General features: G+C 46.1%; 14 protein-coding genes. 13 read left to right on the top strand and 1 reads right to left on the bottom strand.

Translation table 11 applies throughout. The features are described from left to right. Positions 1-32: 32 nt before the first annotated feature. Positions 33-617 carry a pentapeptide repeat-containing protein gene (locus CC90_RS0109975; RefSeq protein ID WP_031390626.1) on the bottom strand — a complete coding sequence of 195 codons (585 nt, stop codon included), beginning with the start codon at positions 615-617 and terminating at the stop codon, positions 33-35. Between the two features lie 386 nt (positions 618-1,003). On the opposite strand from CC90_RS0109975, the gene CC90_RS0109965 reads away from it, so the two are divergent. From CC90_RS0109965 to CC90_RS0109905, 13 genes are all read left to right on the top strand, one after another. Continuing rightward, positions 1,004-1,441: a LytTR family DNA-binding domain-containing protein gene (locus CC90_RS0109965; RefSeq protein ID WP_031390625.1), complete on the top strand. Its 438-nt coding sequence runs from the start codon at positions 1,004-1,006 to the stop codon at positions 1,439-1,441. A gap of 10 nt (positions 1,442-1,451) precedes the next feature. Beyond that, positions 1,452-1,892 (top strand): DUF3021 family protein, encoded by a 441-nt coding sequence (locus tag CC90_RS0109960; protein ID WP_031390624.1) that lies wholly within the window; start codon positions 1,452-1,454, stop codon positions 1,890-1,892. A 92-nt stretch (positions 1,893-1,984) separates the two neighbouring features. After that, the gene (locus CC90_RS23060; protein ID WP_051869373.1) at positions 1,985-4,495 is read left to right on the top strand and encodes an ATP-binding protein; all 2,511 of its coding nucleotides are present in this window, start codon (positions 1,985-1,987) and stop codon (positions 4,493-4,495) included. Continuing rightward, positions 4,485-5,108: a response regulator gene (locus tag CC90_RS0109950; protein ID WP_051869372.1), complete on the top strand. Its 624-nt coding sequence runs from the start codon at positions 4,485-4,487 to the stop codon at positions 5,106-5,108. The genes CC90_RS23060 and CC90_RS0109950 overlap by 11 nt, the downstream gene beginning before the upstream one ends. 96 nt (positions 5,109-5,204) lie before the next feature. Further along, the gene (locus CC90_RS0109945) at positions 5,205-5,612 is read left to right on the top strand and encodes a hypothetical protein (protein WP_031390621.1); all 408 of its coding nucleotides are present in this window, start codon (positions 5,205-5,207) and stop codon (positions 5,610-5,612) included. A 42-nt stretch (positions 5,613-5,654) separates the two neighbouring features. Continuing rightward, complete coding sequence (locus CC90_RS0109940) at positions 5,655-6,617, top strand: hypothetical protein (RefSeq protein ID WP_031390620.1); 963 nt, start codon at positions 5,655-5,657, stop codon at positions 6,615-6,617. A gap of 59 nt (positions 6,618-6,676) precedes the next feature. Then, positions 6,677-11,308: a type VII secretion protein EssC gene (gene essC / locus CC90_RS0109935; protein WP_031390619.1), complete on the top strand. Its 4,632-nt coding sequence runs from the start codon at positions 6,677-6,679 to the stop codon at positions 11,306-11,308. Next, the gene (locus tag CC90_RS0109930) at positions 11,305-11,559 is read left to right on the top strand and encodes a ubiquitin family protein (protein WP_031390618.1); all 255 of its coding nucleotides are present in this window, start codon (positions 11,305-11,307) and stop codon (positions 11,557-11,559) included. The genes essC and CC90_RS0109930 overlap by 4 nt, the downstream gene beginning before the upstream one ends. A gap of 30 nt (positions 11,560-11,589) precedes the next feature. After that, positions 11,590-11,889 carry a WXG100 family type VII secretion target gene (locus tag CC90_RS0109925; protein ID WP_031390617.1) on the top strand — a complete coding sequence of 100 codons (300 nt, stop codon included), beginning with the start codon at positions 11,590-11,592 and terminating at the stop codon, positions 11,887-11,889. Between the two features lie 10 nt (positions 11,890-11,899). Beyond that, positions 11,900-12,223: a WXG100 family type VII secretion target gene (locus CC90_RS0109920; RefSeq protein WP_031390616.1), complete on the top strand. Its 324-nt coding sequence runs from the start codon at positions 11,900-11,902 to the stop codon at positions 12,221-12,223. Positions 12,224-12,234: 11 nt separating this feature from the next. After that, entirely contained in the window at positions 12,235-12,531 is a 297-nt protein-coding gene (locus CC90_RS0109915; protein WP_031390615.1) for a WXG100 family type VII secretion target, read from the top strand. Positions 12,532-12,544: 13 nt separating this feature from the next. Then, the gene (locus CC90_RS0109910; protein WP_031390614.1) at positions 12,545-12,856 is read left to right on the top strand and encodes a WXG100 family type VII secretion target; all 312 of its coding nucleotides are present in this window, start codon (positions 12,545-12,547) and stop codon (positions 12,854-12,856) included. Further along, a complete protein-coding gene (locus tag CC90_RS0109905) occupies positions 12,857-13,183 on the top strand; it encodes a WXG100 family type VII secretion target (RefSeq protein ID WP_031390613.1) in 327 nt (108 codons plus the stop codon). The last annotated feature ends 10 nt before the right edge of the window (positions 13,184-13,193 follow it).

Below are 13,193 nucleotides of genomic sequence, written 5' to 3'. Positions count from 1 at the left end.
TGTTCAAGAAGTCAAGGGAATATAAAAATAAATTAACTTACCTCTATTCCCAGCTCATTCAGCAAACTCAAAACTTCGGGAAACGAGAATTTCGCCTCTCTCATTTTATTTGAGGAAATGTCTATTAAATATCCTGCCGCTTCGCGGAAATCGGCTTTTTGCATATCGCATTTGGAAAACTGGGTCGCGTTCAGTTTACATCCTTTAAAGTCGCTTTCTTTTAAGTTGCATTCGTCGAATGCCGAATCTTGTATGATGTTTCCGGAAAAGTTAAACTTCATAAAGTTCATATTGATAAAAGTATTGTACTTCAAAAGGCAATCGGTCAGCTTATGAATAGGATCGGCGATTTTCCCGACGGGTAAAACTTCCGTCCAGTGAATGCCCACCAGATTGCATCCTGTGAATTCCCCATTTTTCATCTGAGTATATTCCGCCTGAAGGCTTATGATAGTGCACCCATGGAATTTACATCCCATAAAGTGGCATTTTTCTAGGGTGCATTCTTCAAGAGTGCAGTTTATGAATTCGCAGTCATAAAACTCATAGCCTTCCAGCGTCTCCTCAGACATCTTTATATTTTCGAATCGTTGATTTTCATAATATTTCTCGTCCATTATTCCGTACGGCTCCTGTTTTTTATTTAGTTGTATTATAGTAAAAAGGGAAGAAGAAAGCAAATGATAATGCGAGCCTTGACGGCCTTCCGGGGTTTCGCACTCTATGGGGAATTGTTTAAAGTGAAATGGTATATTGCAAAATCGCTTGACTGATTATGGAGGCATAATTATGATGTAAGTATAATATCTTAACAACATTATACTGCACCGAGCAGAGCGAGTGTGCATAAACATACTTTGGCCGCTGGCGGACAAGGTATATATTTTTCCGTTTTATTTACCTATGACGGTGTTGGAAAAAGAGGATATAGAAGATAATGGGATGAAGAATTTGTGAATCGTAATCGGGCATCCTATGAAACTTAAGGAAAGAGGGTGACGGCTTGAAGGTATCGATAAAAGAGATTTCGGCAGAAGAAGAGGAAGAGGTAATTATTCGATGCCATGAAATAGATGAGGATATGTTAAATCTTGTCCAAAAGCTCAAGGCACAGCAAAGCAGCCTGACCGGAATCTCGGGAGAGGAAATACACAGGCTGCACTTCCATGAAATTTACTACTTCGAGGTGGTGGATAACAAGTCCTTTTTTTATTGCGAGAATAAGGTGTATGAATCCAAACTAAAGCTCTATGAGTTCGAGGAGCTCTGTGCGGGAACGAGATTTTTCCGGGCATCCAAGTCCGTTGTCCTTAATTCGGACAAGATAGATTTTATCAGGCCTTCCTTGAGCGGAAGATTTGAGGTGGTGCTTGGTAATCAGGAAACGGTGATGGTATCGAGACAGTATGTGAACGACTTGAAGAAGCTTTTAGGAATGTAGGAGGTGCTGAATGGATTTAGGAATATTAATGAAAAAAATGATATCGCTGTATGCCGTCATATATGGAGGATCTATGTTCGGTACACTGGTTTTCTGCACCATATTTTATCCCGATGAGACGTTTGGGCTGGGCTATTTCACATGGATGCTTGTTTATGCCTTGCTGGGTGACCTTACGATGCTGGTATTTTATTCCAGAAAGGAACTGACGGAGAAGCAATTGCTGGTGCGCCAGACTGTTCAAATACTTTTGCTGGAAATTGTACTGCTAACGGCGGCCTATCAGGCGGGGATGTTTCAGGGAGTGATGGAAGGCGCCGTTTTATTGCTGGTAATATTGGGTGTATACATGATGGTACGCTTCATCGGCTTTCGAAAGGATCTGCAACTGGCAAAGCAACTGAATGCGCGGCTTCAGGAAAGAAAAAAAGAGCATAAGAACGGTAAGTAGAGAAGAGCCGATTAACGTTTCCATGATATAGGTACGTTAATTGGCTTTCATAGTCATGTGGTATCATAATATATTATTAATAGGAATTTTTATTGAAATATCATAATGACAATGATAATGTAAGAATAGACAGAATCTTTTCAACCATTGATTTTGAGTTTTCTAAAGTGGATACAGGTATGGGTATAAATATGACAAATAAAAGGAACTTTCTTGATAAGTTTTTCAGCAGGGAACTGGACGTTCGCGTACGGATGTTTAATGTATTGGCGATAGCAGGTATCATAGTCAGTTTTATTTCCGCCATGGCAAGTATTGTGAACAGTGAAGGCTTAGTTAGTTTTCTGGTCAGCCTTACGGCGGCGTTTGTTGCCTATACGCTTATGTGCTATGCTTCTAAAAGCGGAAAATATCAGCTATGCTACATCATTGCCATTATGGCAGTCTTTTTTTTCTGTTTTACTTTTATCTTTATGGTAGGAGGCGGCTATCATGGAGCTATGCCGTTTTTCTACATTTTGGCAATTGTATTTACCATATATATGCTTGAGGGGAAACAGGCGATCCTCATTGCAGGAGCGGAACTTATATATTATACAGGGCTTTGTCTGCTTGCCTATTTTTTCCCGGATAGTGTTTCGGATATTGATACGGAGTTTTATAAGCTTTTGGAAGTAATGACTGGATTTTGGGCGGTCAGTCTTATCTTAGGTGCAACCATGTATCAGCAATTTGGCATGTATAAACAACAGCAGCGGGAGCTGGAGGCGGGAAAAGAGAAGGCTCTGCATCTAAGTGAGGCAAAGAGTAATTTTCTTGCCAATATGAGTCATGAGATCCGCACACCTATCAATGTGATGCTCGGTATGAATGAGATGGTTCTGCGGGAGAGCGATTCCAGGCAAATCAGGGAATATGGAAGAAATATACAGAATGCGGGTAAAACATTACTCCTTTTGATCAACAATATTCTGGATGTATCCAAGATAGAAGCAGGGAAGCTCGAGGTGGTGGAGGAAAGCTATCAGACGGCAAGCTTGATTGAAGAGCTTTCCGTGATCGGTACAGAGCTTGCCGGACGCAATGGGCTTGCCTTTTGGACGGAGGTTGATGAAGCATTGCCCAGTATGCTGACAGGAGACTGGATTCACATTAAGCAGGTGGCAGCTAATTTTTTGAGCAATGCCGCTAAGTACACGAAGCACGGAGACGTGGTACTGCGCGTATCCGGACGTCCGGGGGAGCAGGAGGATAAAATGTTCCTGTGTATATCTGTTTCCGATACGGGTATTGGCATTAAGGAGGACGATATCCCTGTTCTGTTCGATGCTTTTACCAGAGTGGATATGTCTGTGAATCATGGGGTAGAGGGTACCGGGCTGGGGCTAACCATTGCAAGGGAACTGATGCAGTTAATGGATGGATGCATTCATGTGGAGAGTAAATGGGGAAAAGGAAGTACTTTCTCAGCCAAAATCCCCCAAAGGATAGCGGATTCTACTCCAATCTGCAAACAGAAACGCCGGGCTGCGGGAGAGCTGGAGAAGGAAACGCATAGCTTTATTGCACCGGATGCTTCTATTCTGGTGGTAGATGACAGTAAGGAAAATCTGCAGGTCATCCGATCGCTGCTTTCACGTACGATGCTTAGAGTGGATACCGTAAACAGCGGCGCGAAAGCTCTTGAAGAGGCAAAGCACATGCGATATGATATGATTTTCATGGATTATATGATGCCGGAAATGGATGGGATGGAGACACTTGGGCAGCTCCTTGAGCTGCCCGGTTTTCATACTCCGGTGGTGGCTCTCACTGCCAATGTAATATCGGGTGTCAGGGAAAAGCTATTGGAGGCCGGCTTTTGCAGATATTTATCCAAACCAATCATGTGGAATGAGATAGAGAGTGTTCTGCGGGAATTGCTGCCAAAGGAACTGGTAACCGAAAATAAAGCAAGCGAAAGAGAAGCGTTTCCTGCCGATTTGAAAAATAAGCTTGCTTTGGAACTTCCGCCATACGGAATCAGATTGGAAGATGGACTTCACTATTTGGGCGGAGATATGAGGCAGTATGGAAAGCTGGCCCAGTTTTTTATTGAAAACTACAGTTCTGCAAAAGAAGAAATAAGAAGCTTTTCCGCCGAAGGGGGCTGGGAAAACATGAAATATTGTGTGCACTCTCTTAAGAGCAAGGCAAAGGCAGTCGGTGCTAACGACCTTTCGGATACGGCCGCCAAACTGGAACGCTTATGTGCGGAAAAAGATAACAGGCACATGGAAGCTGTTCTGCCCTTACTTTATTATGAGTGGTCGCGAGCAAGGGAAGGTTTGGATTTGCTTAACGGACGCTTGGAGGAGTTAATGCCGGAGACGGCTGAGGCGCACAGTTCCAATCTTTCTAATCTGGAGGGTTTGATGAAGCTGCTCGATCATCACCGGCATCCGGACGCGCTGGAAGCATTGGATCATCTGATTGCCGAAGCACAGGATCCGGAAATTACCGCGCGGCTGAAGGAAGTATGGGAACTGGTGGAGGAAGTGGAGTTTGAACAGGCGAAGCGTATTCTTTCCACTATGCTAGGAGGGGATGATAATGGCCGATAAGTATTCTGTTTTAATTGTAGATGATGATCCGGTGCTGCTAAAGATGACCGGAGAGCTGCTTAGAAAGGATTATGCGGTCAGCTGTGTTAAATCCGGTCAGGCGGCTCTGCAGCTGCTGCAGACGGACTATGAGCCGGATATTATTTTACTGGATGTGGATATGCCGTGTCTGAGCGGCTTCGATACTTGTCAGGAACTGCACAGGCAGGAAAAAACAAAGGATGTGCCGGTAATATTCCTGACAGGTGTAACGAGAACGGAGGCTGAACTTACAGGACTGTCCTGCGGGGGCGTGGATTACATACGAAAGCCTTTTGTCGGGGAGGTATTGCTGGCACGGTTGAAGATACACCTGGAGAATAGCAAGAGGTGGCTTCAAAACGTAAATACAGGCAGAGAGGGAGGAATTGACGAGGAAAAGTTCCGGCGTATTTCCGATGATTTGAATGATACGGAAAAGAAAGTATTGCGTCTGATCGTGCTGGGCTACACGAATCAGGAGATTGGAGAAGAATTATCCTATTCCTATAATTATGTTAAAAAGGTTGTAGGAATTATATATGAAAAGAAAAATGTGAATAGACGCAGCGATTTGAAAAAACTGTTTCAATAGGTTACTGATAGTAACTATGCGCACCTTTCTCATTATGGTAACCTTAACGAAGGTAGTTAAGGATGTAGTTGCCGTAAAGAGAAAGGTGGTTTTTTTATGCTTTGGCCTATCAGTAAACCTGCGGATGGTATTCATTATGTCTCTGCCTGGATTGTACGGATTACTTCCGATGAAGCAGAAGGGGAACTTATCGTCCGTGTATTATTTGACGACAAGAAGGAAAAAGAAATTATTTATGAAGAGATGTATTACAGTCAGTTTGACCACCGATCGGAAGGAATAATCCTTACACTGATTGAGGAGATAGGCCTCCGGGAATTAAGGAAGCCCAGGTATGAGGCGGCAGCAGCCAGACTATACGAGGATTGTGACGCAGATGATGTTTTTCTGGAGAATATGTACCGAAGGGGAAACCGGCTGTATGTCCATCATACGGAAAGCAGCGGAGAGTATATTGTTCTGGCAAAGCACATGACGATCAGAAACCCGGATGACGACAAGTAAGCAAGTAGAATGCAATAAGCAATTAAGAAAGGAGTAACGACTGTGGAACAAGATACAAAAAATAAGAATGGAGCCCCCTCCTCCGACACCACATCGGCGCTGTTTGTATCGGCGCGTAAAAAACAGCTGGAGCAGCAGGAAGCGGAACGCCGCGCAAAGGAAAAAGAGGATCAGCGTCTTGCGGCGGAAGCAGAGGTCCAGCGTCTGGAGCAGGAGGTATTAGAGCGTAAGCGCAAAGCGGAAGAAGAAGCTCGTCAGGTAGAGGAAGGGGCACACACGAAAAAGGAGAAAGCTGCGGCTAATCCGGATACAGTGCTCGGTACCCCATCGAAAAAGGGGAAAGGTATAAATAAAGCGCTCCTGAATAAGAAGCTGTTTATTATCGGCGGGGCAGCGGCCGCAGTGCTCATTGTTGTAATTATCGTGGCTGTTGTAATCGGGACCAGACCAAAAGAAGTGACGATAGCAAATGCGGAAGCTGGTGCGATAATCACGCTGGAGGATATGGGCGGAGCCCCGGCCGGGATGCAGCGTTTTTCTGATGATACCATAGGTCTTGCATTCACTTATCCCAGCCAGTGGATCGCTGAATTCTATAAAGCCGGCGGCGGAAATCCGCAGTGTGACTTTGTATTGGTAGCACCTGAGAGCGAGCAGCAGACTCTTATCATGAATTGTAATTATTCTGCGAAATACAACAGCTATATTGATGGCGGAGGAACTGACGGCAACGCATTAGTAGAAGCTTTGATAGTAGATTCCGGATTGCTCGCACATTATAAGATGAGCGATCTGCTTGATCTGGAATATCTTCCTGTTCAGCAGAATGTGGACGGTTCCATACAATACAATGCGATATGGAGTTTTTCCAGCGGGGCAAGCGGTTTCGCGGCACTGGCGGTATATGAAGACCGGAGCGTGGCAGCAGGGACAGTTGTAGTAACGGTAGGCGAGGATGATACGAAATATATTGATGTAATTATTGGCTCCGTTGAGGTATGGTAAGCACCGGTACCGGATGATACATTTTCCATAAAGAAATATGAAAAAGAAGGAGGCACAAAATGAGCCTGTTAATGACAATTGTTTTTGAAAACGGCTTTCAGGAGATTTATTTGCCGGCAGTAAACAATAAGACGGTTCCGACCGACATACGGCCGCACATCAGCGGATGGCGGGGAGACATTACCCTGCCCCTGGAGGTATGGGATAATATTTGGAGTATGAGCGATTCCAGACAGTTTGTGATTACACAGAATGAGCGCCCGGTTTCTAAGGTAAACCTGACGCCGGGATTGCTTCTTAACTGCGTGATGAAGGATGATGAGGATACGGTTTTTTCCATCACGGTAAACAAAGTAAATGATGGAAATACTCACTTCGATAAATACTTTCTGGATGCGGCAGGCTGCCCATGGGTAAAGATCGGCAGCGCAGAAGACAACGTGATTCGCTACGGAAACCAGTTCTGTTCTCCCAAACATGCGGAAATCATAATAGAAGGCAGTATAGCTAAGGTTAAGGATCTGGGCAGTGTAAACGGTACTTTCGTTAATGGCAGAACATTGACCGGAGAGAAGCAGCTGCACTACGGTGATGTAATTTATATTATTGGACTTAAAATTGTCTATCTGGGCAATGTGCTCGCTATTAATAATCCGGGCGGCGATTGCGTGGTGGATGATTTGAAACTGAAGCGTATCTCAATTGCGTCTTCCGGAGAAGAGGAGGGAAGCGAATATGAAGCGGAGGAGATTTATTTTCTGCGTACACCCCGCAAGCTGGAGGCTCTGGATAACGAAACCTTCACGATAGAAAAATGCCCGGCCAGAAACCGCCAGAAAAAGCAGCCGGTCATCTTTACCATCGGACCTGCTTTTACAATGATGATTCCTATGATAGCGGGTGTTATGATGATGAGCGGGGAAGGTCAGGGTGCACTTGGAGGATTGATCATGTCCGTCGGCGCTGCGCTTATAGGCGCAATGTGGGCAATTTTAAATATTCGATATCAGAACAAGGAAGAAGCGGAAACAGAGGCGAGCCGCGTTGCCAGCTATACCACGTACATTGCCAAGACGGCCGATCGGATTAAGGATAAGATTGAATATAACAGAGGAATATTATCCCGTATGCTGCCTTCCGGCAAGGAGGCTGTCTCATTTGCCATGGATGGAAGTCCAAGACTGTGGGAAAAGAGCAATGTTCATGAGGATTTCCTGACCGTCAGGCTTGGAAAGGGAGATATTCCTTCGCCTAACAGCATTGCGGTACCTAAGGAACAGCTGATGGCAGAGCATGACCCTTTGAATGATAAGGTAGAAGAAATACAGGCTGCCATGTCGATGCTTAAAAATGTTCCGGTAGGGCTTTCTTTGTATGATAACCGTATGGTCGGTGTTGTCAGCAAAAGCCGGGAAAAGGTGTTGAATATGGGAAGACTGCTGGCAACTCAAGTTGCCGGGCTTCATCCATATACCGATGTTCGTCTTTGCTATGTCTATCCCCTGCGGGAGACAGATAGCTGGAACTATACGCACTTCCTGCCTCATGTATGGACGCCGGACGGCAAACTTCGTATGCTGGCCAGTGATAAAAATACGGTGGGTGACGTAATGTATCATCTCTCGGGAGTGATCAGAGAACGGCTGGAAAAAGAAACGGAGGGGAAGGATGACGAGAATGCCAGGATTCTGCCACATTATGTGGTTGTAGTGGCGGATTGGTCGCTGGTAGAGGAGGAGCCGATTGCCAAATATCTTATGAATCCGACTCCGGAGCTGGGAATGACGGTAATATACCTTACCGATGCGATTGATAAGCTGCCCTCGGGATGTACTGCAATTGTACAGGATGATGAGAAAAATTGCAGTTTCTATTCCACAACAGGCTCCTTCCGGCAGCAGGAGAACGTGGACTATGATGAAGTTTCTGCAGAAGAAATCCAGCAATTTGCCAGAAGCCTTTCCAATTACAAAATCCGAGAGCTCGGTGTCTCCACAGCGATTCCCGATGTGCTTACCTTCCTCGATATGTATAAAATCTCTCGTGTGGAGGATCTGGATATGCTCCATAAATGGTTAGAAAACCGTACCTATGAGAGCATGAAGTCCATGGTAGGCTATAAATCCGGCAACCAGCCGCTGTTTCTGGATATCCATGAGAAATACCACGGCCCTCACGGTCTGGTAGCGGGTACTACAGGCTCCGGAAAGTCGGAAACGCTGCAAAGCTATATATTGTCGTTAGTGGTCAATTATCATCCTCATGAAGTCGCATTTATCCTTATCGACTATAAGGGCGGCGGTATGGCTCAGAGCTTTTTAGGCCTGCCCCATCTTTCCGGCGTTATTACCAACCTTGGGGGAAATGCTACGAATCGGGCGCTTTTGTCCATTAATGCAGAAATTAAATCCAGACAGCGTATCTTCAATGACTATAAGGTAAAACATATCGATGCCTATATCGAATTGTACCGTTCCGGTGTGGCTAACGAACCAATGCCCCATTTGCTTATCATTGCCGATGAGTTTGCAGAACTTAAAAAGGAACAGCCTGAATTTGTGCGCGCCCTGGTTTCCGCAGCCCGCGTCGGACGTTCGCTGGGAGTGAATCTAATCCTCGCTACCCAGAAGCCCAGCGGTGTGGTAGATGACGAAATCTGGTCCAACACACGCTTCCGCCTTTGTCTGCGCGTAGCGGATAAACAAGATTCCAGCGAGATGCTAAAGCGCCCGGATGCCGCCTTTATAACAGGTACAGGACGGGGCTATTTCCAAGTAGGCAACGATGAAATTTTTGAAGAATTCCAATCCGGATGGTCGGGAGCGGAATATGAGCCGGGCATTCCTTTCACCGATGACAAAAATGCAAAGGTGGAGCTTATCAACCTCATCGGTAAAAATGACGTACCCAAGCAGAAAAAGAAGAAAAAGAGCGATAATATCGCAAAAGTAACCCAGCTGGATGCGGTGGTGAAGTATGCTGCCCAAATTGCGCAGGAGAACAGCATTCCGGCGATCAAACAGATATGGATGCCTCCGCTCCCTGCCAGGCTTTACCTGGAGGAGCTGGAAACAATTGCAAAACCTCAGGGCTTTTCGCTGCTGCTGCCCATCGGTCTGGCAGACAATCCGGAAGGACAGAACCAGTATCCTGTGGCGGTGGATTTCTTAAACGACGGACATCTGCTCATATGCGGAGCCGGAGGAGCAGGAAAAACGACGCTGCTGCAGACGCTCATATACAGTGCGGCACAGCGCTATACGGCAAAAGAGGTCAATATCTACATAGCGGATTTCTCCAGCCGTACTATGGCGGTCTTCGGAAGCCTTCCTCATGTAGGCGGTGTTTTGTTTGAAGGCGATGATGAGAAGATCAGTGAAGTATTTGCACTGATGCAGAATACGCTGGCGCAGCGCAAGAGCGAGTTCTCACGTCAGGGGATCGGCTCTTATAAAGAATATGTGACCCAGAAGGACGACTGTCCTGCAATCCTCTTTATCATTGATAACTATGTGGCGTTTATCGAGGGTTATGACCAGTACGAGGATACCCTTGCTCAATTGTCCAGAGAAGCGGCAAGCTACGGTATTTATCTCGTTTTGACCATGAACAATTCCGGCGAGCTGAGAAGCCGCATTCGTCAAAACTTTATAAACGGTATTGCTTTACAGATGCCGGATCGCTTCGAGTACGAGGCTGTCATCGGTGACCGTACTGAAATCATACCGGAAGGCCGTACATCGGGCCGCGGACTGATGAAAGCTCCGCAGCCGGTGGAATTTCAGGTGGCTCTTTGCCTCAAGGAAGACGAAGGATTGTCGCAGGCACAGACCCTTCGCCGCCGCTTTGCTTCCATGCAGCCAAGTCAGGGAGAAGGAGTGCGTAAGATCGGAAATAAGCTTGATAGCCTGAGCTTCGAAACTCTAATGGATAGAGATGATGTGAAAGCGCTGCCGGATCATTGCATCGCCCTCGGTCTTGATGTGGAAGAAGGAAAGCTCGCAGAGATCGATCTGGATGATGAATTCTGCTATGCCATCAGCGGCTGTGGCGGTTCGGGTAAGACGAACCTTCTGGCTTCCATAGCAAAGCAGACAAAACAAAAGGGAGCAAGAGTATTTCTGTTCGATAGCGAGGACAGTCTGCTGGAGAAACATATATCGGCAGACAGGACCGTGCACGATGCGGCGGAATTATTTTCCCTGATGGAGGAAGTGATCGTGTCCGAATTCTCTTCCCGCAATGGTGTTGTTGCAGATGCGAGGGATGCCGGACAGGATGTTCGAAAGGCTACCGAACAATTTGACCGTATTATTTTCCTGATCAATGATATGACTGCTTTTATGAGTGCAGTGTATAGTCCGGATATGGATATGAGCAGCTTCATGGAAATTGCGCTGGAAAAAGGAAAGCATCATAAGATTCAATTTATAGCGGCTGTAACGCCTGACGATCATGCCGATATGGCACGTTATGCCTGCATGCGCATCTTTGCGGGATACGGACGCGGCATACATCTTGGAGGTATGTTCGATCAGCAGAGCATCCTGCGTTTTGAGATGTCGTCGGCCGATTATGTCCGCCAGCTTCCGGCAGGAGTAGGCTATGTGGCCGGAAGCAGCGCAGGAGCAGTGAAGATTATTACTCCTATGATAAAGGAATCTGCAAAAAAGGAGGAAGCTGACGTATGAGCAAAATATATTTAGAGGTTCAGGTACCGGGTAATGCCAAAACCTATGAATTTGCCGCCGATAGTGCCATGAGCGTAAGTAAGGTAAAAAAACAGTTTATTGCTCAGATTTCCGCAGTGGAAGGAAGAGAAATTTTTGCAGACCCGGGGCAGGTGTTATTCTGCTCAAAAGGGTTGGAAGGACTTTTACAGGATGGGGAGATCCTCGGTGAAGTGGGGGTTCGCAGCGGCGATACCATCATCCTGCTATAAGGCAACAATTTACTGAGAGGAGGTTTATTTATGGCAGACATGAGCAATGTGGATTCGGAAAAAATCCTTTCCACGGTCAATCAGCTGGATGGTATCGTTACTTCTATTCAAGCGCAGATGCGTAAAATAGCGGATGCCGTTGCTGGTCTTGACAAAGGCTGGATATCACCCGTTAAGGCGGAATTCATGAGCAGGTATCAAAAGGATGAAGAGGCGATGAACGAAATGATTAGCCAGTACAGCGAAATCAGCGAGCAGCTGAAGGAAACTGCCGCCGATTTCGATAAAACAGAAAATGAAATTGTCAGCAGCGTTTCGGCATTGAAGTGAGGTGATAGGTATGGCGACGGGAAATGAAAGTAAAATTGATACGAAGCTGTTTGCTTCTACGGCAGATACGATAGCAAATGCGGCGAAGGAGCTTAGCCGTCTGTTCGGCGATTGGAACAAGACGATGAATTCTTTGCGCGGCAGCTGGCAGGGAGATGTGTCTGACGACATCAAGAATACGGTAGAGCAGGTACAGAAGAGCTCCGCCGATCTTGGTACAGCGCTTGGAGGATATTCGGGAACTCTTAAGGAGATTGCCGGAATCTATGACAAGACGGAGAAAAACACACAGGAAACAGGCAAATCCCTCAAGTTCGAGCGGACCATGCGGTAAGGGGGTGAAATATGGCTGGAATCAAATTCGATTATAATAAGACAATCAATCAAGCCAAGGAGCTGGAAGATATCGCCAGCGATATGCAGAATTCCTGCATAAAGAAAATGAATGAAATTTCAGGTAACGTTGAGGCTGCATGGACCGGCAATGCTGCGAAGGCATACGTTAAGTATATACGCGGGGTACAGGATGATCTGGGAAAAAAGGCGAAATATCTGAAGGACACTGCAGAATTCCTGCGAAATGCTGCCAAAAGGATGAAAGAAGCTGAAGAGGCGGCAAAGCAAATGGCACAAAAAATATAAAGGAGGGTAAAGCATGTCAACGGCAACTACGGTAGATTTGCAGAAAATGAAAAATGTGGCGGGAGAACTGGATAAGATCTATGCCAATATGATGAATCAGATTAAAAAGCTGGATGAAGCGGTGGGAAATCTCCAGCAGCTTTGGAAAGGAGAAGCTGCACAGGCGTATCAAAACGCTTATAAGCAGAATACTACTAATTTCCTGCAGCTCGCGGAAGCAATCAATAGCTGCTCCTCGTCCCTGACAACCATTGCTACTACTTATAACAAAGCGGATACAGCAGCCGCTGATGCGATCAAATCCAAGATGGGAGGGCGAAAATAAATGGCTGAAATGCAAATACAGGCGGATCCTGCCAAGCTCCGCAAGATAGCCGGAGATGTGGGCAGTTGCCATAAAAACCTGCTTAACAACCTGCAATCTTCCAAGAGTCAGGTGGATTCTCTAAAAGGAGTATGGACCGGCGAGGCGGCGACAACCTTTTCCTCAAGCTTTCAGAAACTGCTGGACAAATGTGATGAGAGTCTGAAAACAGTGGCAAAGCTGGAGAATGCATTGTATGAATCGGCAGATTCCTATGAACGCAACGAAAAAGCCGTGCAGAATGAGGCATCTAAACTGCCGAAGCTGCCCAATAACATGATGAGGTAAGGGGGAGGTA

Source organism: Kineothrix alysoides (assembly GCF_000732725.1).
Classification (GTDB): domain Bacteria; phylum Bacillota; class Clostridia; order Lachnospirales; family Lachnospiraceae; genus Kineothrix; species Kineothrix alysoides.
The sequence above is the reverse complement of the archived record's forward strand: the minus strand, read 5'-3'. Positions and strand labels throughout refer to the sequence as shown.

Coding starts and splice junctions, on each gene's coding strand:
- CC90_RS0109960 (WP_031390624.1), top strand. CDS start 1,452: ATGGATTTAGGAATATTAATGAAAAAAATGATATCGCTGTATGCCGTC.
- CC90_RS0109930 (WP_031390618.1), top strand. CDS start 11,305: ATGAGCAAAATATATTTAGAGGTTCAGGTACCGGGTAATGCCAAAACC.
- CC90_RS0109905 (WP_031390613.1), top strand. CDS start 12,857: ATGGCTGAAATGCAAATACAGGCGGATCCTGCCAAGCTCCGCAAGATA.
- CC90_RS0109945 (WP_031390621.1), top strand. CDS start 5,205: ATGCTTTGGCCTATCAGTAAACCTGCGGATGGTATTCATTATGTCTCT.
- CC90_RS0109920 (WP_031390616.1), top strand. CDS start 11,900: ATGGCGACGGGAAATGAAAGTAAAATTGATACGAAGCTGTTTGCTTCT.
- CC90_RS0109910 (WP_031390614.1), top strand. CDS start 12,545: ATGTCAACGGCAACTACGGTAGATTTGCAGAAAATGAAAAATGTGGCG.
- essC (WP_031390619.1), top strand. CDS start 6,677: ATGAGCCTGTTAATGACAATTGTTTTTGAAAACGGCTTTCAGGAGATT.
- CC90_RS0109925 (WP_031390617.1), top strand. CDS start 11,590: ATGGCAGACATGAGCAATGTGGATTCGGAAAAAATCCTTTCCACGGTC.
- CC90_RS0109975 (WP_031390626.1), bottom strand. CDS start 617: ATGGACGAGAAATATTATGAAAATCAACGATTCGAAAATATAAAGATG.
- CC90_RS0109915 (WP_031390615.1), top strand. CDS start 12,235: ATGGCTGGAATCAAATTCGATTATAATAAGACAATCAATCAAGCCAAG.
- CC90_RS0109950 (WP_051869372.1), top strand. CDS start 4,485: ATGGCCGATAAGTATTCTGTTTTAATTGTAGATGATGATCCGGTGCTG.